This is a genomic window from Streptomyces sp. NPDC001717 (assembly GCF_042892775.1).
GTDB lineage: Bacteria > Actinomycetota > Actinomycetes > Streptomycetales > Streptomycetaceae > Streptomyces.
In genome coordinates, this window is the sequence record NZ_JBIAUK010000003.1 from 148,989 (window position 1) to 169,499 (window position 20,511).

Below are 20,511 nucleotides of genomic sequence, written 5' to 3' on the forward strand. Positions count from 1 at the left end.
ATGGCCGTGCCGACCCTGCCCTACGGCAGCTGGCCCTCACCCATCGACGCCGCCCTCGCCGCCTCCCTCGACGGGCGGCCCGAGTACGTCGGCACGGTCGGCCCCGAGGTGTGGTGGACCGAGCCCCGGCCGCGGGAGGCCGGCCGCCGGACCCTCGTGCGCCGCCGCACCGTCGACGGGCGCCCCGAGACCACCGAGCTGCCCGCCCCGTGGAACGTGCGCAGCAGGTTCACCGAGTACGGCGGGCTGCCCTGGGCCGGAGCCGAACGGGAGTCGGGCGGGCCCCTGCTGGTCTTCGTCCACTTCGCCGACCAGCGGCTGTACGCCTACGAGCCGGACGCGCCCGGCGGCCCCCGGGCCCGGCCGCTCACCCCCGTCTCGCACGTGGGCGGCGGGCTGCGCTGGGCCGACCCGGTGCTGCGCGGCGGGGAAGTCTGGTGCGTGCTGGAGGAGTTCACCGGGCCCGCCCCCACCGACGTGCGCCGTGTCCTGGCCGCCGTGCCGCTCGACGGATCGGCGGCCGAGGAGCGTTCCGCCGTACGGGAACTGACGGACGACCGGCACCGGTTCACCACCGGGCCCCGGCTCTCCCCCGACCGCCGGCACGCGGCCTGGCTGGTGTGGGACCACCCCCGGATGCCCTGGGACGGCACGGAGCTGAAGCTGGCCGAGGTCACCGGGGACGGCAGCCTGACCGGGGCGCGGACGGTGCTCGGCGGCCCGGAGGAAGCCGTCGCGCAGGCCGACTGGACGGCCGGCGGAAGCCTCCTCGCGGTGAGCGACCGCGGCGGCTGGTGGAACCCGTACCGGATCGACCGGGAGACCGGCGAGGCGGTCAACCTGTGCCCCAGGGAAGAGGAGTTCGGCGGGGCGCTGTGGAAGCCAGGGCTGCGCTGGATCGCCCCGCTGGAGGACGGCCTCGTCGCCGTCCTGCACGGGCAGGGCTCCTCGGTGCTCGGTGTCCTGGACCCGGACAGCGGCGACCTCGTCGACGCGTCCGGACCGTGGACGGCCTGGCAGCCGACGCTCGCCGTGAGCGGCACCCGGGTCTACGGGGTCGCCGCCAGCCCGCGCAGCGCGTACGAGGTCGTCGAGCTGGACACCGCCACCGGCCACGCGAGGGTGGTGGGGGCCCGGGCCGAGGACCCGGTGGACCCGGCCCACTACCCGGAACCGCAGAGCCGCACCTTCCCCGGCCCCGACAACCGGGAGATCCACGCCCACGTCTACCCGCCGCACCACCCCGCCTGCCGGGCCCCCGCCGACGAACTGCCCCCGTACGTGGTGTGGGCGCACGGCGGGCCCACCGACCACGTGCCACCCGTACTCGACCTGCACATCGCCTACTTCACCTCGCGCGGCATCGGCGTCGTCGAGGTGAACTACGGCGGCTCCACCGGCTACGGCCGGGCCTACCGGGAGCGGCTGCGCGGGCAGTGGGGCGTCGTCGACGTGGAGGACTGCGCGGCGGTGGCCCGGGCGCTGGCCGCCGAGGGCACCGCCGACCCCGCGCGGCTCGCGATCCGCGGCGGCAGCGCGGGCGGCTGGACCGCGGCCGCCTCGCTGGCCGCCACCGACGTGTACGCCTGCGCCGCGATCATCTACCCCGTGCTGGACCTGCTCGGCTTCGCGGAGGAGACCCACGACCTGGAATCCCGCTACGTCGACGGCCTCGCGGGCCCCCCGCGGACGCTGCCCGTGCTGTGCCGCGAACGCTCCCCGGTGGCCCGCGCCGACCGGATCACCGCCCCGTTCGTGCTGCTCCAGGGGCTGGACGACCAGGTCTGCCCGCCCAGCCAGGCCGAGCGACTGCTCGCCGCCCTGCGCGGCCGGTCGGTGCCGCACGCCTACGTGGCCTTCGAAGGGGAGGGGCACGGCTTCCGGCGGGCGGAGACGATGGTCCGGGCGCTGGAGGCGGAACTGTCCCTGTACGCGCAGGTGTTCGGAATCGACCGTGCGGGCGTCCCCCGTCTGGCCCTGCACGACTGAGCCCGGGGGCCGCCACGGGCGGACCATGGGTCCATGACCCACACCTCCGGGCACGGCTCCGGCCACCGCGGGCGGCTCTCCCGCAACCGCACCCGCATCGCCCTGTACGCGGCGCTCGTGGTGGTCACCCTGGTGTTCGTCTTCGAGAACACCACGCCGACGAAGATCCGGCTGTGGATCCCGCAGGTGACGCTGCCCCTGTACGTCGCCCTGCTGATCGCGGTCGTGCTGGGCTTCCTGTGCGGGCTCTACTTCTCCCGGCGGCGCAGGTAGCGGGTCCGTCAGGCCGTCCGCAGCCAGACCCGCAGCGGGCCGATCGGGGTGAAGCCGTGCCGGACGGCGGTGGCGAGGTCGTCGCCCGACTCGTAGCCGACCACGTCGTGCCCGGGCCAGCGGGCGGCGGCCGCGCTGAGGGCGCCCGTCCAGGCGGCGTCGGTGTCGGCCTCGTCGTGGGCGAACAGGTTGGACACGCCGACGACCCCCGCGGCCAGGTTCACGACGGCCCCGGCGACGATGCGACCGTCACGGCGGCCCGCCAGGAAGGCGATCTCCTCGCCGAGCAGGACGGGCCGGAACAGCCCGGTGCTCTCCTCGCCGTCCCAGGCGGCCTCCCAGACCGCCAGCTCGTCGTCGCCCTCGACCTCGCTCCACTCCAGGCCGCCGGAGTGCGCGCCGCCCGCCGCGGGAGCACCCGCCGGGCGGTGTATCCACTGGGCGTCGAACAGGACCTCGAAGCCGTCGCCCTCCAGATCCAGATCGGCGAAGCTGTCCTTCACCGAGCAGCCGGGGCTGTCCGTGTCCACCCACTTCAGCAGGCTCTCCGCCGGCGTCCCCGGTGCCAAGGTCACGGCGTCCGGGTACAGCGGCGGGGTGCGGCTGGTGCTGAGCCACAGGTTCCAGCGGTCGAAGTTGGCCGGCAGGCCGTGCGCAAGGCAGACCGCATCGCAGAACAGGGCGTTGTTCAGCGCCGCGGCACGGAGCACCAGGTCGAGATCATTCTTGGTCACGCGGGTGATGGTGACACACCTCTAGCCTGGACCCATGACCATTTTCCCCTACCTCCGCGAGGGCGCCCACGTGGGCCTGCGGCCCTACCGGACGGCCGACGGACCCGAGTTCACCGCACGGGCGCACGAGAGCCGCGAGCTCCACCGCCCGTGGCTGTTCCCGCCCGACACGATCGAGGCGTACGAGCCCTACGCGGCCCGGCTGACCGAGGGCGGGAGCCGCGCCGGGTTCCTCGTGTGCGAGCGGGAGACGGGGGCCATCGCCGGCTTCGTCAACGTCAACAACATCGTCCGCGGGGCCTTCCGGTGCGGGGCCCTCGGCTACGGGGCGTTCGCGCACGCCGCCGGGCGCGGGCTCATGCGCGAGGCCCTCGGCCTGGTCCTCGCACACGCCTTCGCCCCGCAGAGCACGAAGAGCGGGAACACCGCGAACGGCCTCGGGCTGCACCGCCTGGAGGCCAACGTCCAGCCCGGCAACGCCGCCTCGATCGCCCTGGTCCGCGGCGCCGGCTTCCGGTTGGAGGGGCTCTCCCCGGACTTCCTCTACGTGGACGGCGCCTGGCGCGACCACGAACGCTGGGCCATCACCGCCGAGGCCTTTGCGTAATCCTGACCGGTGGTGATCCGCGGAACCCCTGTGCACCGGCCGCCCTGGCGTGTTCCATTTCCCCATGGCCACCACCGTCCGCCGTGCCGTACTGACCCTTCCCGCCGCCCCGTTGGGCCCGGACGACCCCCTGCCCCCGCTGCGCACCGCCGACGAGGTGCACGCGCTGGAGGAGGGGCCGCGCGCCGGAATGCCCCGTGACATGGCGCGCCAGCTCGGGTACGAGCCGCTGCGCTCACTGCTCCCCGCCCGGATCCGGGACGGCTACGGACGCGACCGGACCGAGACGGAGTTCGAGTCGATCGTCATCGAGAACGAACACCTGCGGGTGACCGTCCTCCCCGGGCTCGGCGGCCGCGTCCACTCGCTGGTCCACCTGCCCACCGGGCGTGAACTGCTCTACCGCAACCCGGTGTTCCAACCCGCGAACTTCGCCCTCAACGGCGCCTGGTTCTCCGGCGGCATCGAGTGGAACATCGGGGCCACCGGCCACACCACCCTGTCCTGCGAACCGCTGCACGCCGCCCTCGTCCCCGCCCCGGACGGGGGAGTGATGGTCAGGCTGTGGGAATGGGAGCGGCTGCGCGACCTGCCGTTCCAGGTGGACCTGTGGTTGCCCGGGGAATCGGAGTTCCTGTACGTGGGCGTCCGCGTGCGCAACCCGCACGAGCGGCCCGCGCCGGTCTACTGGTGGTCCAACATCGCCGTCCCCGAGGACGAGGGCACCCGGGTCCTCGCCCCCGCCGACGAGGCCTGGCACTTCGGCTACGAGCGCGCGCTGCGGCGGATCCCCGTACCGCTGTGGGAGGACGCGGACCGCACGTACCCGCTGCGCAGCGAGTACCCGGCCGACTTCTTCTACGAGGTCGAGGAAGGGGCCCGGCCCTGGATCGCCTCGCTCGACGCGGACGGGCACGGGCTGGTGCAGACCTCCACCGGCCGGCTGCGCGGGCGCAAGCTGTTCGTGTGGGGCGCGGGCGCCGGGGGCCGGCGCTGGCAGGAGTGGCTGACCGAGCCCGGCACCGGGGGGTACGCGGAGATCCAGGCGGGGTTGGCCCGGACCCAGCTGGAACACGTACGGCTGGAGGGCGGGGCGGAGTTCAGCTGGCTGGAGGCGTACGGACCGCTGTCCGCGGAGCCCACCGCCGTGCACGGGGCGGACTGGGCGGCGGCGCGCGGCGCGGCCGAGCGGGCGCTGTCCCGGGCGCTGCCGGGCGAGCGGGTGGAGGCGGCGTACAAGGCGTGGCGGGAGTGCGCGGACACCGAACCGGGGGAGCGGCTGGCGACCGGCTCGGGCTGGGGCGCCCTGGAGGTGATGTGCGGGGGCTTCAAGCTGCCGGGCACCCCGTTCGAGGAGGCGGGGCTCGGCGAGGCGCAGGCGCCTTGGGCGGAGCTGTGGCGCACGGGCGTCTTCCCCACGCCGAGGCGGGTGGTGCCGCCGGGGCCGAGCCTGGTGGGCACGCACTGGCGGGACATGCTGGAGACGGCCCCGGCGGATCCGCTGACCGAGTACCACCTGGGCGTGGCGCAGTGGCACGCGGGCGATGTGGCACAGGCGGTGCGGAGTTGGGAGCGCGGGCTGGCACTGGCGCCGTCGAGGTGGCCGCTGCTGAGGTGCCTGGCGGCGGCCGACGCCCTGACCGGGGCCACGGACCGGGCCGCCGACGGGTACGCGGCGGCCTTCGAGGACCTGGTGGCGGAGAGCCGGGGCGGCGAGGCGTGGACGGCCGCGGAATGCGCGTTGGGGCGGGAGGCGATGGCGGCGCTGCTCGCGGCGGGCCGGCTCGCGGGGGCCCGGTCGATCTGGGACCGGCTCCGGCCGGCACTGCGTGAACGGGGTCGCTTCCGGCTGCTCGGCGCGCGGCTCCTGGCGGCGGAGGGGCATGTCGCGGCGGCGCGGCGGGTCTTCGACGACGGGTTCGCGGTCGCGGACCTGAGGGAGGGCGAGGAGACCCTGTCGGAGGTCTGGTCGACGATCACCGACTGCCCGCTCCCGGCGCGCTACGACTTCCGCATGCGGCCGTAGCCCGCCGGGGGCCGCCGGCCGGGACCGCCGGCCGGGGGTCGGTGCGGCGCCGTTGTCGGGCGCTCCGCCCCGAACCCCCGCGCCGCGAACGCCGGCGGGCTGGATCCCGCCGGCGTTCGAGGCGCGGGATCCGCTACTTCTTGACCTCGTTGATGCAGAGCACGAACTGCTTGCCGGACCTGCGCCGGGATCCGGCGGTCTGCTCGTGGTAGCCGACGTCCGACTTGCCTTCGCACTTGCTGCTGTCCAGCGTGTCGGGGATCACCTCGACCACCTTGTACGTGGCCTTGGCGTCACCGCACGCCACCACCTGCAGGTCGGGGTTGATCTGGGTCCCGTTGTTCTTGAGGCAGTCCCCGGCCTTCGCGTGGTCGGCGTCGTCCTGGCTCAGGAAGTAGCCGACCGCGACGACGATGACGGCGATCACGATGCCGACGATCTTCAGCTTCTTCAGGATGCCCATGCCACCGCTCCGGGCGGGCGGCGCCGGCGGAGCGCCCCACTGCTGCTGCGGCGGGTACATCTGCTGCTGCGGTGCGCCGCCGTACGGAGGCTGACCCTGCTGGGGGAATCCCTGCCCGGGCTGGGGAGGGTATCCCTGCGGGGGCTGCTGCCCGTAGGGGCCCGGCTGGCCCGGGTACGGGCCGGGGCCCTGCTGCGGCGGGTGGGTCATGTGGGAGTCCCCCAGTGGCGTGCTCGCGATTTCTTGACGTGCGCACGCTATATCAATCGATCAGCACCCCTCGCACCGTGTCCGCCGGTGCGGGGTCAGGCCCGGCACAGGACCTCGCCGTTCGGGACCATGAACCACGCGTCGGGGTCCGCGCCCCAGGCGTGCCAGGCGTCGGCGATCCCGGCCAGCTCGGCGGCCGTGGCGTGGCCGCCCCCGGTGGCGATCCTCGCGTACGACGAGGCCGTCGTGCGGTCCGCCCACAGGGAGGACCACCAGGCCGTCTCCTCCGGGGTCGAGTAGACCCAGTTCGTCGCGCCGGAGGTCACCTCCGTGAAGCCCGCCGCCCGCGCCCACGCCCGCAGCCTGCGCCCCGCGTCCGGTTCGCCGCCGTTGGCCCGGGCCACCCGCTGGTACAGGTCCTGCCACGCGTCCAGACCCGGCGCCTGCGGGTACCAGGTCATCGCCGCGTAGTCGGCGTCCCTGGCCGCCACGATCCCGCCCGGCCGGCACACCCGCCGCATCTCGCGCAGCGCCTGTACCGGGTCGCCCACGTGCTGCAGCACCTGGTGGGCGTGGACCACGTCGAACGAGTCGTCCGGGAAGTCCAGCGCGTGCACGTCCGCCGTGCCGAACCGCACGCCCGCGACGCCGCGCTCCCGTGCGTACGCGCGGGCCTGCTCGACGACGTCCTCGGCCGCGTCGACCGCCGTCACGCTGCCGCCCGGTGCGACCAGCTCCGCCAGGTCGGCGGTGATGGTGCCCGGCCCGCAGCCCACGTCCAGTACGGACATGCCCGGCCGCAGCTCGCCGATCAGGTACGCCGCCGAGTTCTCGGCGGTGCGCCAGCGGTGCGAGCGCAGGACCGACTCGTGGTGGCCGTGGGTGTAGACGGCGGTCTCGTGGGCGTTCATCGCGTACTCCTCGTCCCGAAGCGCTGCTGTTCTGCCTGCGTGTGCCCCACCGTAAAGGATCATGTCGTCATTTGAGATACGTGTTTTGACATGTGGACGCGAGTCCTGTCCCGCAAGGGGATCGGTCCGGCCGGTGGCAGGGGAATGCGGGTGCGAGGAGAGTGGGCCCCATGGCGGGAACCGCGGAAATCGCGGGGAACCCCGGTGGAAGGCGGTGAGGGGCATGCCCGAGACGCTGCTAGGGATCCACGCCCAGGCGCTCCGGCTCTTCGGCGAGCGGCTGCGCGCGGTCGGCGACGGTCAGTGGGGTGCGCCGACCCCGTGCACCGACTGGGACGTGCGGGCACTGGTCAACCACGTCGTGGGCGAGCAGCTCTGGATCCCGCCGCTCGTCGCCGAGGGTCGTACCGTCGAGGAGATCGGCGACGCCTTCTCCGGGGACGTGCTGGGCGAGGACCCCGTCGCGGCCTGGGAGACGGCCTCCGCCGCCGCGCACGCGGCCTTCGCCGCGCCCGGCGCGCTGGAGCGGACCGTGCGCCTCTCGTACGGGCCCGCGCTCGCCATGGCCTACTGCTCCGAACTGACCGCCGACTGCGTCGTGCACACCTGGGACCTCTCCCGCGGCATCGCCGCCGACGATCGGCTCCCGGACGACCTCGTCGAGTTCTCCATCAAGGAGGTCATGCCGTACGCGGACGGCCTCGCGGCCGGCGGCATGTACGCCGCGCCCCTGGAGGTCCCGGCGGGGGCGGACGCGCAGACCAGGCTGCTCGCGCTGCTCGGGCGGAAGGGCTGAGACGGCGCCGAGCCCGCAAGGGAGAAGCGCCATAACAGGCATATTCGCTTGAATAATCGTATAAAGGGCAGCGTCGGGTGAGACGGGCGGTGTCGGCGCGGAAGGCGGGAAACGGTGGCGGGGATGCAGCGCACGGCGGCGGAGGGCCGTGGCCCGGTCCGGTACGGCCCGCCCGCGCCACAGCCGGGCCTCCCCGTGCTGCCCGAGCTCCTCGCCGTACTCGCCTCGGCCGCCGGCCGCTCCGCCCCCGAGGCCCCCGGCGGCGGTCAGTCCCTGCGCGAGGCCGCCTGCCGGCACTGGGGGCGCCGCGGGCTCGCCACCGTCCCGGAGAACGTGGCCGCCGGCCCCGGCGCGCCCGCCCTGCTGCTCGCCCTGCTCGGAGCCTTCGGCGGCGACGTGATGCTGCCGAGGCCGTGTCCCGCCTGGTGGACCCCGCAGGTCCGGCTGTTGGGACGGCGGGCCTACCACGTGCCGACCCCTGCCGAGTGCGGAGGCGTACCCGACCCGTACGCGCTGCTGGAGACCGTACGACGGGTGCGCGCGGAGGGCGGAGACCCCCGGGTGCTGCTGCTCTCCGTCGCCGACGACCCGACCGCCACCGTCCCGCCGCCCGAGATGCTGCGCGAGGCCTGTGAGGCCGCCGAGACCGCGGGGCTGTTCGTCGTCAGCGACGAGAGCTGGCGCGACACCGTGCACCGGCCGTACGACACGCTGGTGCTCAGCCCCGCCGAGATGCTCCCCGAAGCGGCAGCCGTCCTCCTCGACCTGTCCGGGGCGCTGCTGCCCGCCGGCTGGCCCGCGGCCGTGCTCCGCTTCCCCGACACCGGGCGCGGCACCTGGCTGCGCGCCCGCACCCTCGACGTGCTCACCGCCACCGGCGCCCTCGTCGCGGGCCCCGTCGCCGGCGCGGCCGCGCACGCCCTCGACGAACCCGACGCCGTCGCCGGGCGGGCCTACAAGGCGGCCGCCCTGCACGGCGCGGTGGCCGCAGCCGCGCACCGCACGCTGCTGGAGGCCGGCGCCCTGGCCCGGCCGCCGGAGGCGGGGCGGCACCTGTACGCCGACCTCTCGCCGCTGCGCGCCGGACTGGCCCGCCACGGGGTCGGCGACGCGATGGAACTGGAGGACTGGCTCGGCGCCCGGCTGGGCGCGCCCACGCCGGGCGGGCAGCGCTTCGCGGACGAACTCGGCGCGCTGCGCGTGCGGTTGTCGACCGGGCCGCTGCTCGGAGCCACCCCCGAGGAACGGCTGGCCGCGCTCACCGCCCGCGACCCGCTCGCGCTGCCGTACGTACGCCGCTCCCTGGACCTCCTGGGATCGGTCCTGGCGGGGCTGGCCTGACCCGCTCTTCAGCCCGCCGACCGACCGACGCGACCCGGTGAACGGAGACTTCTCGATGAGGGACCGCACGGAAGCCCCCGCCACAGCGCCCGCCACAGCCCCCGGTCCGGGCCGGCCCCCCGCCGCCCCGCATCCGCCGGCCCCCGCCCCGAAGGCCGCCCCGCCCGCCCCGCCCGGTGTCCCGCCCACGCCGGCGGCAGCGCCCTCCGCGCCTTCGACCGCCACGCCTCCGCCCCCCGCGCCCGCGGCCCTGCCCGTGCCCCCGCATGCCCTGCCCGGGTCTCTGCCCGCCGTGCCCACGCCTCCGCCCGCCCCGCCCGAGGCCCCGCCGGAGCAGCCCGCCCCGCACCACGGCGGCCCCGCGCGGCCGAGGCCGCTCGGGGAGCACCGGCGGTGGCCCGCCTCGTTCGCCGACCGGCTGACCACCCCGCTCCCCGGCGTGCGCGCCTTCGCCCGGCTCGCCCGGGAGGGCGCCTTCCGGCCCGGCCCCGACGGGCTGCGCGGCATCCCCGACCTCCCGTTCGAACCGGCCCCGCTGCCCGCCGCGGAACCCGGCACGGTCTGCGTCACCTGGGCCGGGCACGCCAGCTGGGTGCTGCGCACCGGCGGGCTGACCGTGCTGACCGATCCCGTCTGGTCACGCCGCATCCTCGGCACGCCGTCCCGGATGACCCCCGTCGGCGTGCGCTGGGACGACCTGCCCCCGGTCGACGCCGTGGTGATCAGCCACAACCACTACGACCACCTCGACGCCCCGACCATCAAGCGGCTGCCCCGGCACACCGCCTTCTTCGTCCCGGCCGGCCTCGCCCGCTGGTTCCGCCGCCGCGGCTTCACCAGGGTCACCGAGCTCGACTGGTGGGAGTCGGCCGAACTGGGCGGCGTACGCTTCGAGTTCGTCCCGGCCCACCACTGGTCGAAGCGCTCGCTGATCGACACCTGCCGTTCCCTGTGGGGTGGCTGGATCCTCACGGAGACCGACGGCCCCGCCCCCCGGAAGGTCTACTTCGCGGGCGACACCGGCTACGGGCACTGGTTCGAGGAGATCGGCCGCCGCCACCCCGGCATCGACCTCGCCATGCTGCCGATCGGGGCCTACGCCCCGCGCTGGTGGCTCAGCGACGTGCACGCCGACCCGGAGGAGGCCGTACGGGCCTGCGTCGACCTCGGAGCCCGCCGGATGGCCCCCATGCACTGGGGCACCTTCGTCCTGTCCGCCGAACCGGTCATGGAGCCCCTGCACCGCGTCCGTACCGCCTGGGCCCGCGCCGGCCTCCCCCGCGAGCACCTCTGGGACCTCCCGATCGGGGCCTCCCGCACCCTCGGCCCGGGGGACGTCACCGGGCCGGCCCGCCGCGCACCCGCCGCCACACCGCCGGACCCGTACTGATCAGCAGGGTCAGGGCGACCGCCAACGCCACGCCCTTCCACGGCTCGGCGAACAGGGAGCCGCCCAGGATGCCGATCAGCCCGTACGTGGCCGCCCAGGCGAGGCACGCCGGGCCGTCGCCGCGGGCGAAGCGGCGCAGCGGGAACCCGGCCAGCAGGCACGCCAACATCACGGGGATACGGCCCGCCGGGACCAGCCGGGACAGCACCAGGACCAGCACCCCGTGCTCGTCGAGCCGCGTCCGCGCCTGGTCCAGCCGCTCCGGGGCGGCCCGCCCGCGCAGCCGCTCCAGCCACCGCGAGCCGCCCCGGGAACGCACCCCGCGATGCCCGAGCCAGTACAGCGCCACGTCCCCGGTGAAGGCGGCCAGCGCCGCCACCCCGATCACCAGCAACACCCCGTAGGGCAAGGACTCCTGATGGAACACCACGACCGCCGCCGAACTCACCAGCGCCCCGGTCGGGATCACCGGCACCAGCGCGCCCAGAGCCACCAGTACGAACAACGCCGGGTACCCGACCACCTGCTGGGTGCTCTCCTGCGGTATCTGCCCGGCCGCCACCGCCATCTCCCCCCAGGTCACGGCAGCCGCACCCGCTCCCCGTGGCCGGGCAGCCGCACCGTCACCTCCGGCGCGAGCCGCCCCGCCAGGCGCACGAACTCCCCGCCCGGGGCGTGGAACTCGTGCGGCCGCACCGCGTCCATCCCGATCGGCCAGTACGTCCCGTAGTGCACCGGCACCGCCGCCGCCGGGGCCAGCTCCGCCAGCGCCCGCGCCGCCCGCCCCGCGTCCAGGTGCCCCGGACCGAGGTACGGTCCCCAGCCGCCCACCGGCAGCAGGGCCACGTCCACCGGCCCGACCTCCTCGGCCATCGTGTCGAACAGCCCTGTGTCCCCGGCGAAGTACGTCCGGGCCGCGCCCTGGACCACGTACCCGAGGGCCCGCGCACGGTGCGGTCCGAACGGCAGCCGCCGCCCGTCGTGCCGCGCGCTCACGGCCCGCACCCGCACCCCGTCCCGTACGTCGACCACCTCGCCAGGGACGACCTCCGTCACCCGCAGCCCGACCCGCCCGGCCGTCCGCGCCAGCCCCGGCACCGCCCGCCGCGCCCCGCGCGGCACGACCAGCCGGGTCCCGGGCCGGAGCCGGGCCAGCGAGGGCAGGTGCAGGTGGTCGGAGTGCAGGTGCGAGACGAGCACCACGTCGGCCACCGCCGCCTCCGGCGGGGGCACCGCCCCGGCACGTCGCCGAAGATGGGCCAGGCGCCGCGCGAACAACGGATCCGTCAGGATCCGGACCCCGGAGTCCTCGACCGTGCAGGTGGCATGCCCCCACCAGGTGATCTCCACAGGCACCCGGCCTCCCTCCCTCGCCCGTCCCACGAGCCTAAGCCGTGCCCCGCGGATCCGCCCGGAACCGGAGTTCTCCGCCCCCTCCTCCCCGGCGGCGGATCGGAGTAGGGTCGGGCGACATGGATGAGCTGCGCGTGGCCGCTATCTCCAGCCTGGCCCCGCTCGAAGACCTGGACGCCGACCCCTTCGCCGTGGACACCCGCAGCCAGCAGGCCATGTGCGCCCGCTGGGCCGCGGCCCGGGGCTACGTCGTGACGAGGCAACTGCTCGTCTACGGGCTGCGCGCCGACCACTGCGGGCTGTGGTCCGACGTCGACGCCGGTCAGGTCGACCTGTTCGTCGCCGCCAACCACCGGGTGCTGGCCCGCGCACTGCGCTCCGTGGAGGAGTTCAGCGCCGAGTGCGCGCGGCGCGGTGTACGGCTGGAGACCGCCGGGCACGACGAACCGCGGTACACGCCCGCGATGAAGGCCGAGGTGCACCGCCGGCTGTCCATGCCGCCGGCGGGCTACGACGGCACCTGAACCGCGACCGCCCGCGCCCACACGACCCCGACCGCCCGCGCCCGACCGCCCGCGCCCGCCCCGCATTCCGTGTCGCCGGCCGGGTGAGCCGGCCTGTGCGAGCCTGGAGGCGGGACGGGGCTCGCGGGAGGTTGCGGCGTGATGCGAGGACGATGGCGGGCCGCGGGCGGCGCCCTGGTGCGGGTGGTCCTCGTATGGGCGGTGTCCACTCTGACCATGCTCGCCCTGGCAGGCGTCCTGCCGGACTTCAGGCTCCAGTCCGGCGACGGCGACAGCATCACGCAGATCGCCCTGACCGCCGCCTGGGGAGCGGGCGCCTTCGGCCTGCTGAGCGCCCTCGTCTGGCCCCTGCTCGTCCGAGCCCTGCTGATCCTGCCCGCGCTGGTCCTCGGACTGCTCGTCTTCTCCCTCAACGGCTCGCTGCTCCTCATGGCGCTGCGCCTGATCCCGTCCGGGCGCGGCCAGGTGGAACCCGACACCGCGGTGGTCGTGGCCGCGGTGATGTCCGCGGTCGCCTCGGCCACCTCCACCGCACTCGCCGTGCGCGACGACGAGGCGTACCGCAGACGGCTCTACCGGCTCGCCGACCGGCGCCATCGCCGACTCCGCGCCCCTGGCGGGCCGGGCGCCGACGGGGCCGGTCCCGGGCTGCTCTTCCTCCAGCTCGACGGCCTCGGGTACGAGGCGCTGCGCCGCGCGGCGGACGGCGGGTCGATGCCCACGGTCGCGGGGTGGCTGGAGCGCGGCCACCGTCTCGTCTCCTGGCGCACGGACTGGTCGAGCCAGACCGGCGCCAGCCAGCTCGGCATCCTGCACGGCTCCAACTTCGACGTGCCCGCCTTCCGCTGGTACGAGAAGGACACCGGCGAGGTGGTCGTCTGCAACCGGCCCACCAGCGCCGCCGAACTCCAGCGGCGCGCGATCGTGCGCACCGGCGACGCCGGACTCCTCACGCGCGACGGGGCGAGCCGGGGCAACCTGTTCAGCGGCGGCGCCGACCAACTGGCGCTCGTCCTGTCCGTGTCGGCCCGGCGCGGACGGGCGAACCGCTCCCGCGCGGGCTACTTCGCGTACTTCTCCGATCCGGCCAACGCCGTCCGCACCGCGGTGTCCTTCGTCGCCGAAGTGGCCCGGGAGGTCGGCCAGTCGACACGGGCCCGGCTGCGCCGGGAGACCCCGAGGGTGTCGCGCGGCGGGCTGTACCCGCTGATCCGGGCCTTCGCGACCGTGGTCGAACGGGACGTGGTCGTGGCGGCGGTGATCGGCGACATGCTGGCCGGCCGCGCCGCGATCTACGCGGACCTGGTCGCCTACGACGAGGTCGCCCACCACTCGGGCCCGCACGGCCGGGACGCCGACCGGGTCCTGGAGCGCCTGGACCGGAGCGTCGCGCTGATCGCCCGGGTCGCCGAGCACGCGCCGCGCGAGTACCGGATCGTGCTCCTCTCCGACCACGGACAGAGCCCGGGGGAGACCTTCCTGGGCCGCTACGGGCTCACGCTCAAGGACCTCGTCCGGGCCGGCTGCGGGCTGCCCGTCTCCCGCCGGGCCGGCCGCACCCGCAGCGGGGCCGAGGCCCGCGCCGCCGTCCGGACCGCCCTGCACCGGCCGGTGGAGACGGGCGAGGAGACCCTCCCCGAGCCGGGCTCCGACCCGGTGGTGCTCGCCTCCGGGAACCTCGGGCTGATCTCCTTCCCCGACGTCCCGGGCCGTGCCACGCGCCGGCTCGTCGAGCGGGCCCACCCGGCCCTGCTGTCCACCCTGGCGAACCACCCCGGGGTCGGCTTCCTGCTGGTGGACGGGGTCCTCCTGGGCCCCGGCGGAGCCGAGGCCAGGCTGGACGTCCCCGGCGAGGCGGAGGAACTGCTGGCCCCCTTCGGCCCCGGCGCGGCGGAGGCGGTCCGACGGACCGACGCCTTCCCGCACGTGCCCGACATCATGGTGAACTCGACGTACGACCCGGTCACCGGCGCGGTGCACGCCTTCGAGGAGCAGATCGGCTCCCACGGAGGCCTGGGCGGGGAGCAGGGGCACCCGTTCCTGATGTGGCCGCGGGAGCTGGCCGAGCCGCCGACCGGGCTGGTCGGGGCGGAATCGGTGCACAAGGTCCTGCGCGGCTGGCTCCGCGACGCGGAACGGGACGGTCCGCAGATCCCCCTGGGCCTGGGGGGTAGTTTGGAATGAGAGGCCGGTCAGGGGGGATTCCAGGGGGTCGCCATGTCAGCGATCAGCAACACCATCGACATCTCCCGCAGTCCGGACGAGGTCTTCGCCTACGTCACGGACCCGACCCATTTGCCGGAGTGGCAGGACAGCGCCGTCTCCGCCGTCCCGATGGGTGATCTGCCCGTCCACGTCGGTTCGCAGGTCGTCGTCACCCGCAAGGTCGGCAAGCGCCGGATCCCCACGAAGATGGAATTCACCGAGCTCGACCGGCCGCGCAGCTGGCACCTCCACGGCATCGAGGGGCCGGTGCGGCCGGAGATCCAGGGAACCATCGAACCCCTCGACGGCGGCGCGAGGTCCCGCGTCACCCTGTCCGTCGACTTCGAGGGGCACGGCCTGGGCCGGGCCCTCGTCCCCCTCGCGGTCAAGCCGATGGTCCGCAAGGAGATGCCGCGCAGCGAGGAGAAGCTGAAGCACCTCCTGGAGCACACGGCCGCCTGAGCGGTGATCGGCGGGGCGGAAAACCCGATGCTCCCGGGCGCGTGGTGCGATCACACCGGCCGCACCACGCAACCCGGCCCGACCATCCTGAGAACACCGCTTTCGTGCGGGCCGCCGTCGCCGTCACCCCCGCCCATCTTGCCGCCTTGGTTTGGCGCGCTCGCCGTCCTGGGTGGGCTCGCGGTCCCGCGCGCCCTCGGGCGCGGGAGGCACCGTGATGCCGGGTGACGGTGGTCTTCGATTGCTGCTGGAGGGGGGCCTGCCAGTGTCGGCCGCCCCAGCGTGAGGTGTAGGCCGGATCGACCGCGACCACCAAGAGGCGAAGTGGTCCGCGTTGAGATCCACGGCCAGCAGCCGCACACCCGCCGCGGCCGGCTCGGCGGGCGTGGGCGGCACGGTCCTGTCGGTGGACCAGGAAGCGTCCAGGTACCAGCGGCCACGCACCGGGTCGTGGGTGATGTCGTAGCGCACCGACTTGTTGGCTGTGGCACGGTCCAGCCACCGATCGCCGCGGTGGCTGCATGTGACGGTGCAGGCGAGGCGGTAGCGGCCACGCGGTGCGTTTGCCAGGTGCCGCAGCGGTTCGGGCAGGACGATTGTGATCTTCCCGTCGGCCGGGTCCACGCTGATCGTGTAGTTTCCGTGCGGCGCGCCGGACTCACCGTCCGCGGTCAGGAACATGCGAGCCGAGTCCCGACGCTCCCGCCAGCCGGTCTCGGTGAGACCGGCATCGGCGAGGTGGTGCCGCACCTTCGCCAGCCGACGGCCACCGACGACGATCGCCGGATGCTCGGCCTCGATCCGCCGCTCCACCTCGGCCAGGCGTGTGGTCAGCACCTGCAACCGGCACTGCTTCTGCGCACGCTCAGCCTGGCCCGTGTACCCGCGCACCCCACCCACGCGCTCTCCGCAGGGCACCGCCAGACGCTTCCCGATCTTCGCGGTGGCCCGGCGTAGGGACGCCCGCTCATCGAACAGAAACCGAATCAACAGTTGGTGACCCGCTGCGCAGCCTCGACGACGAGGAGTGGCGGTTCGTCCTGGCGCACGAGATGCTGCAGGCCGCCCTGCGCCACGGAGAGCGCCGCGGCGCCCGGGACCCCCTACCTCCACAACGTCGCCGCCGACCACGTCGTCAACGGCCGGCTGGTGGAGATGGGGATCGGCAGCATGCCGGAGGGCCTGCTGTACGACCCGCTGCTGAAGGACCTCTCGGTCGAGGAGGTCTACGACGCGGCCTGGTCCAGGGCTTCGACCTGCACGTGAACGAGGAGCGCGGGCTGCTGCCCGCCGGGCTGATCCAGGAGATCCGGGCGCCCGCGTGGTCTTCTGCGACGCGGCCCCGTACGACGCCGGCTACCTGCCGCCCACCGCGAGCACGCCTACCTGATCCCGGAGGGCGCCGCCCTGCCGTTCACCCCGAAGGGGCCGGTCTTCCGACTGACCTGAGCACCCGGAGAACGCGGACGCCCCCGCACCGCCGGAAGGCGGTGCGGGGGCGTCGTGTGCCGGGGGCCGGCTCAGTCCAGGTAGTCGCGCAGCACCTGCGAACGCGACGGGTGGCGCAGCTTCGACATGGTCTTGGACTCGATCTGGCGGATGCGCTCACGGGTGACCCCGTACACGCGACCGATCTCGTCCAGCGTCTTCGGCTGGCCGTCGTTGAGGCCGTAACGCATGGAGACCACGCCCGCCTCGCGCTCCGAGAGCGTGCCCAGGATCGACTGGAGCTGCTCCTGGAGGAAGGTGAAGGACACCGCGTCGGCCGGCACGACCGCCTCGGAGTCCTCGATGAGGTCACCGAACTCGCTGTCGCCCTCCTCACCCAGCGGGGTGTGCAGGGAGATCGGCTCGCGGCCGTACTTCTGGACCTCGATGACCTTCTCCGGGGTCATGTCGAGTTCCTTGCCCAGCTCCTCCGGGGTGGGCTCGCGGCCCAGGTCCTGGAGCATCTGGCGCTGCACGCGGGCGAGCTTGTTGATGATCTCGACCATGTGCACGGGGATGCGGATCGTGCGCGACTGGTCGGCCATGGCACGCGTGATCGCCTGCCGGATCCACCAGGTCGCGTACGTGGAGAACTTGAAGCCCTTGGTGTAGTCGAACTTCTCCACGGCGCGGATCAGGCCGACGTTGCCCTCCTGGATCAGGTCCAGGAAGAGCATGCCGCGGCCCGTGTAGCGCTTGGCCAGCGAGACCACGAGACGGAGGTTGGCCTCCAGCAGGTGGTTCTTGGCCCGGCGGCCGTCCTCGACCAGGATCTCCAGCTCGCGCTTGAAGGCGGGCTTGTGGTCCTCCTCCTCTTCGAGCTTGTACTCGGAGAACAGGCCCGCCTCGATGCGCTTGGCGAGCTCGACCTCCTGCTCGGCGTTGAGGAGCGGCACCTTGCCGATGAGCTTGAGGTAGTCCTTGACCGGGTCGGCGGTGGCACCCGCGACCATGACCGTCTGCGCCGGGGCGTCGTCCTCGTCGTCGTCGGACAGGACGAAGCCCTGGCCGCCGCCGGCCTTGGGGGCCTCCTCCTCGGGCTCGTCGACGAGGTCCTCGGCTGCCCAGTCCTCGCCCTCGACGACCGGGTTCTCACCCTCGTCGGCGTCCTTGGCACTGGTCTTCTTCGCGGCCGCGGTCTTCTTGACCGCGGTCTTCTTCGCGGCGGTCTTCTTGACCGTGCGCTTCTTCGGCTCGGCGGCGACCGTGTCGGACGTCACCTCGTCGGAGGGGGCGGCAGCGGCCGGAGTGGCGGATATCGCCGAGGCCGTGGCCGGGGTGCTGGTGGCGGCCGTCTTGCGCGCGCCGATGGGGCGCGGCGGGGCGGCGGCCTTCTTGGTCACGGTACGGGCCGGGGCGGCAGCCGCCTTGCGGGGCTTCTTGGCGGCGGCCTTCGTGGCGGGGGCGGCGCTGACGTGGAGGGCGACGCCCTCCTCGTCCAGGACCTGGTTCAGGCTGCGCAGGACCCGCTTCCACTGGTCCACCGGGATGCGGCCGGCCTCGAAGGCCTGGCGCACGTCGTCACCGTTGATGTGACCCTGCTCGCGGCCGCGCTCGACGAGCGCGACGAGGGCCTCCGATTCGGCGATCTCCGGAGGGAACGTACGGGACGGGCTGAGCGACACAAGGAGCCTCTCGTTGCGAGCAGATAAGGGATCGGCGGGACATCATCGCGCGAACTTGGGAAACAGACCCGAAGGGGTCTGTATTCCGGGCCGCGCGAGGACACCTGTCGGTTCATCGCACGCTCGACTCGATTCGTTACGCGCTGAATTGAGTGACCTGCGCCACGCTGTGGACGGGCAACCTCTCGGCCGCGTTTCCGTCCACCCCCGCCGTCAGTCCGTTTTGCGAGCTTCAATGAGGAAACGGGCGGTATGTGCGACGAACGGGCCGTCGCGCTCGATCCGTTCGTGCAGTTCGAGCAACCGGTCCCGGTACTGCCCCACCGTGAAGCCGGGCACCATCCAGATCACCTTCCTGAGGAAGTAGATCACCGCTCCGATGTCGTGGAACTCCGTACGGAGCCGTTCGGAGCGCAGGTCGACGACCTCCAGGCCGGCCTTCGTGGCGTCGGTCACGGCGTCGTCGGGATGGCGGGCCCGCCGGACCTCCTCCGGCTGGGGGCCCAGGAAGTACTCGACGAGCTCGAAGACGCTCGACGGCCCGACCTGCTGGGACAGATAGGTGCCGCCGGGGGTCAGGACCCGCGCGATCTCCTCCCACCAGATGGTCACCGGATGTCGGCTGGCGACGAGCTCGAAGGCCTCGTCGCCGAAGGGCAGCGGCGGCTCGTCGGCGTCCGCCACCACGACCGCGCCGAGCGGGTGCAGCAGCCGGGTCGCCCTGTCGATGTTGGGCGGCCAGGACTCGGTGGCCGCCGTCAGCGGGGGCAGCGGGGCGGCCCCGGCGAGAACCTCGCCCCCGCCCGTCTGGATGTCCAGGGCGGATCGGACTCCGGCCAGACGCTCCCGCAGCAGCCCCTGGTACCCCCAGGAGGGCCGCTGCTCGGTGGCCCGGCCGTCGAGCCAGGAGAAGTCCCAGCCGTCCACGGAGACCGACTCGGCTTCCGCGACAAGATGGTCGAAAGTGCGCGTCATGCCCCGATCCTCGCAGGCCGGGCGCCGGTGGACCACCGGATATGTCGACTACAGTGGTCGCGGGCCGTGACTGGCGTTCGGGTGGATCACCACCGGGGAGCGGCCCGGCGTACTCCGGTACGTCGTCTGCCGCGCGCCTGGGCGAACCGCGATCCGCAGCGACGTTCAGGAGACCCCGTGACGACTGCCCAGACTGCCACCGACACCACCACCGCCACTGCCCGGCTGATGGACGGCACGGCCCTCGCCCGCCGCATCTCGGAGCAGACGGCCGCCCTCGCGGCGAAGATCACCGAGCGCACCGGCACCGCGCCCTGCCTCGCGACCGTGCTGGTCGGCGAGGACCCCGCCTCCGTGACCTACGTCCGCATGAAGCAGAACCGTTGCGCCAAGGCCGGGATCACCTCCCGCCACGTGGAGCTGCCGGCCGAGACCACCACCGAGGAACTCGTCGCCGCGATCACCGCGCTCTCCGAGGACCCGGAGATCAGCGGCATCCTGCTCCAGCACCCCGTCCCGCACCACATCGACGAGCGCGCCGCCTTCGAGGCCATCGCCCCCGGCAAGGACGTCGACGGGGTCACCATGCACTCCTTCGCCGCCATGGGCTTCGGACTGCCCGGCTTCGTCTCCTGCACCCCCGGCGGCATCATGCGGCTGCTGGAGGAGTACGACGTGGACCTGACCGGTAAGCACGCCGTGGTCGTCGGCCGCAGCGCGATCCTGGGCAAGCCGGCCGGGATGCTGCTGCTGGAGCAGAACGCCACCGTCACCTACTGCCACTCCCGCACCCGGGACCTCCCCTCGATCGTGCGCCAGGCGGACGTGCTGGTCGCCGCCGTCGGCAAGGCCGAGTTCATCCGGGGCGAGGACATCAAGCCGGGCGCGGTCGTCCTGGACGCCGGGTACAACGAGGGCAACGTCGGCGACGTCCACTTCGAGTCGGCCGCCGCCCGCGCCTCGCTGATCACCCCGGTCCCCGGCGGTGTCGGCCCGATGACCATCGCGGTCCTGCTGGAGCAGACCGTCCGGGCGGCCGCCGCCCAGGCCGGTCTGGACCTCGCGGAGCTCTGACCCTCCCCCCGGCCCCAGGGGCTGGGAGGTACCCCCTGCCGAGCGGGATGTCGTACGGCGTACTC

The 20,511-nt window shown here is 74.1% G+C and carries 19 protein-coding genes, 1 pseudogene and 1 riboswitch; of the genes and pseudogenes, 12 read left to right on the forward strand and 8 right to left on the reverse strand.

Annotated elements, in window-relative coordinates; all coding sequences use genetic code 11:
- Nucleotides 1-1,989 (forward strand): prolyl oligopeptidase family serine peptidase, encoded by a 1,989-nt coding sequence (locus ACFYZL_RS08020; protein WP_388677131.1) that lies wholly within the window; start codon nucleotides 1-3, stop codon nucleotides 1,987-1,989.
- Between the two features lie 33 nt (nucleotides 1,990-2,022).
- The gene (locus tag ACFYZL_RS08025; RefSeq protein WP_384757862.1) at nucleotides 2,023-2,262 is read left to right on the forward strand and encodes a LapA family protein; all 240 of its coding nucleotides are present in this window, start codon (nucleotides 2,023-2,025) and stop codon (nucleotides 2,260-2,262) included.
- A gap of 8 nt (nucleotides 2,263-2,270) precedes the next feature.
- Here the strand turns inward: ACFYZL_RS08025 and ACFYZL_RS08030 are convergent, their stop codons facing one another.
- Nucleotides 2,271-2,996 carry a hypothetical protein gene (locus ACFYZL_RS08030; RefSeq protein WP_384757865.1) on the reverse strand — a complete coding sequence of 242 codons (726 nt, stop codon included), beginning with the start codon at nucleotides 2,994-2,996 and terminating at the stop codon, nucleotides 2,271-2,273.
- A 34-nt stretch (nucleotides 2,997-3,030) separates the two neighbouring features.
- Here ACFYZL_RS08030 and ACFYZL_RS08035 point away from each other — a divergent pair, with 34 nt between their 5' ends.
- Together ACFYZL_RS08035 and ACFYZL_RS08040 are read left to right on the forward strand one after the other, a co-directional pair.
- On the forward strand, nucleotides 3,031-3,603 hold the full coding sequence (locus tag ACFYZL_RS08035) for a GNAT family N-acetyltransferase (RefSeq protein ID WP_384757868.1): 573 nt from the start codon (nucleotides 3,031-3,033) through the stop codon (nucleotides 3,601-3,603).
- A gap of 64 nt (nucleotides 3,604-3,667) precedes the next feature.
- The gene (locus ACFYZL_RS08040) at nucleotides 3,668-5,629 is read left to right on the forward strand and encodes a DUF5107 domain-containing protein (RefSeq protein ID WP_388677135.1); all 1,962 of its coding nucleotides are present in this window, start codon (nucleotides 3,668-3,670) and stop codon (nucleotides 5,627-5,629) included.
- A 133-nt stretch (nucleotides 5,630-5,762) separates the two neighbouring features.
- Here ACFYZL_RS08040 and ACFYZL_RS08045 read toward each other — a convergent pair whose 3' ends face one another.
- Entirely contained in the window at nucleotides 5,763-6,302 is a 540-nt protein-coding gene (locus ACFYZL_RS08045; protein ID WP_384755186.1) for a hypothetical protein, read from the reverse strand.
- 95 nt (nucleotides 6,303-6,397) lie between these two features.
- On the reverse strand, nucleotides 6,398-7,213 hold the full coding sequence (locus tag ACFYZL_RS08050; RefSeq protein ID WP_384755189.1) for a class I SAM-dependent methyltransferase: 816 nt from the start codon (nucleotides 7,211-7,213) through the stop codon (nucleotides 6,398-6,400).
- Nucleotides 7,214-7,436: 223 nt separating this feature from the next.
- On the opposite strand from ACFYZL_RS08050, the gene ACFYZL_RS08055 reads away from it, so the two are divergent.
- The 3 genes from ACFYZL_RS08055 to ACFYZL_RS08065 all read left to right on the forward strand — a co-directional run bounded on the left by ACFYZL_RS08055 (nucleotide 7,437) and on the right by ACFYZL_RS08065 (nucleotide 10,740).
- Entirely contained in the window at nucleotides 7,437-8,009 is a 573-nt protein-coding gene (locus tag ACFYZL_RS08055; RefSeq protein ID WP_388677138.1) for a TIGR03086 family metal-binding protein, read from the forward strand.
- Between the two features lie 123 nt (nucleotides 8,010-8,132).
- Nucleotides 8,133-9,350, forward strand: coding sequence for an aminotransferase class I/II-fold pyridoxal phosphate-dependent enzyme (locus ACFYZL_RS08060; RefSeq protein WP_384755195.1), 1,218 nt, complete (start codon nucleotides 8,133-8,135; stop codon nucleotides 9,348-9,350).
- A gap of 55 nt (nucleotides 9,351-9,405) precedes the next feature.
- The gene (locus tag ACFYZL_RS08065) at nucleotides 9,406-10,740 is read left to right on the forward strand and encodes an MBL fold metallo-hydrolase (protein WP_384755197.1); all 1,335 of its coding nucleotides are present in this window, start codon (nucleotides 9,406-9,408) and stop codon (nucleotides 10,738-10,740) included.
- Here the strand turns inward: ACFYZL_RS08065 and ACFYZL_RS08070 are convergent.
- Together ACFYZL_RS08070 and ACFYZL_RS08075 are read right to left on the reverse strand one after the other, a co-directional pair.
- The gene (locus ACFYZL_RS08070; protein ID WP_388677604.1) at nucleotides 10,688-11,308 is read right to left on the reverse strand and encodes a DedA family protein; all 621 of its coding nucleotides are present in this window, start codon (nucleotides 11,306-11,308) and stop codon (nucleotides 10,688-10,690) included. The two genes, ACFYZL_RS08065 and ACFYZL_RS08070, sit on opposite strands and share 53 nt — an antisense overlap.
- 11 nt (nucleotides 11,309-11,319) lie before the next feature.
- Nucleotides 11,320-12,096, reverse strand: coding sequence for an MBL fold metallo-hydrolase (locus tag ACFYZL_RS08075; protein ID WP_384755200.1), 777 nt, complete (start codon nucleotides 12,094-12,096; stop codon nucleotides 11,320-11,322).
- Between the two features lie 116 nt (nucleotides 12,097-12,212).
- On the opposite strand from ACFYZL_RS08075, the gene ACFYZL_RS08080 reads away from it, so the two are divergent.
- From ACFYZL_RS08080 to ACFYZL_RS08090, 3 genes are all read left to right on the forward strand, one after another.
- Nucleotides 12,213-12,617: a hypothetical protein gene (locus ACFYZL_RS08080; protein ID WP_388677142.1), complete on the forward strand. Its 405-nt coding sequence runs from the start codon at nucleotides 12,213-12,215 to the stop codon at nucleotides 12,615-12,617.
- 141 nt (nucleotides 12,618-12,758) lie between these two features.
- Complete coding sequence (locus ACFYZL_RS08085) at nucleotides 12,759-14,801, forward strand: phage holin family protein (protein ID WP_384755216.1); 2,043 nt, start codon at nucleotides 12,759-12,761, stop codon at nucleotides 14,799-14,801.
- Between the two features lie 33 nt (nucleotides 14,802-14,834).
- Nucleotides 14,835-15,284: an SRPBCC family protein gene (locus tag ACFYZL_RS08090; protein WP_384755205.1), complete on the forward strand. Its 450-nt coding sequence runs from the start codon at nucleotides 14,835-14,837 to the stop codon at nucleotides 15,282-15,284.
- 123 nt (nucleotides 15,285-15,407) lie between these two features.
- On the opposite strand, the gene ACFYZL_RS08095 is transcribed toward ACFYZL_RS08090, so the two are convergent.
- Entirely contained in the window at nucleotides 15,408-16,127 is a 720-nt protein-coding gene (locus ACFYZL_RS08095) for a hypothetical protein (protein WP_384755208.1), read from the reverse strand.
- A gap of 155 nt (nucleotides 16,128-16,282) precedes the next feature.
- Between ACFYZL_RS08095 and ACFYZL_RS08100 the strand changes: the two are divergent.
- Nucleotides 16,283-16,678: pseudogene (locus ACFYZL_RS08100) on the forward strand (hypothetical protein); the annotation flags it as partial.
- Between the two features lie 126 nt (nucleotides 16,679-16,804).
- Here ACFYZL_RS08100 and ACFYZL_RS08105 read toward each other — a convergent pair.
- On the reverse strand, nucleotides 16,805-18,397 hold the full coding sequence (locus ACFYZL_RS08105; RefSeq protein WP_384755209.1) for an RNA polymerase sigma factor: 1,593 nt from the start codon (nucleotides 18,395-18,397) through the stop codon (nucleotides 16,805-16,807).
- Between the two features lie 213 nt (nucleotides 18,398-18,610).
- Nucleotides 18,611-19,372 carry a methyltransferase domain-containing protein gene (locus ACFYZL_RS08110; protein ID WP_384755211.1) on the reverse strand — a complete coding sequence of 254 codons (762 nt, stop codon included), beginning with the start codon at nucleotides 19,370-19,372 and terminating at the stop codon, nucleotides 18,611-18,613.
- A gap of 56 nt (nucleotides 19,373-19,428) precedes the next feature.
- A riboswitch (ZMP/ZTP riboswitch) is annotated at nucleotides 19,429-19,522 on the forward strand.
- A 78-nt stretch (nucleotides 19,523-19,600) separates the two neighbouring features.
- On the opposite strand from ACFYZL_RS08110, the gene ACFYZL_RS08115 reads away from it, so the two are divergent.
- Entirely contained in the window at nucleotides 19,601-20,446 is an 846-nt protein-coding gene (locus tag ACFYZL_RS08115) for a bifunctional 5,10-methylenetetrahydrofolate dehydrogenase/5,10-methenyltetrahydrofolate cyclohydrolase (protein ID WP_384755218.1), read from the forward strand.
- The last annotated feature ends 65 nt before the right edge of the window (nucleotides 20,447-20,511 follow it).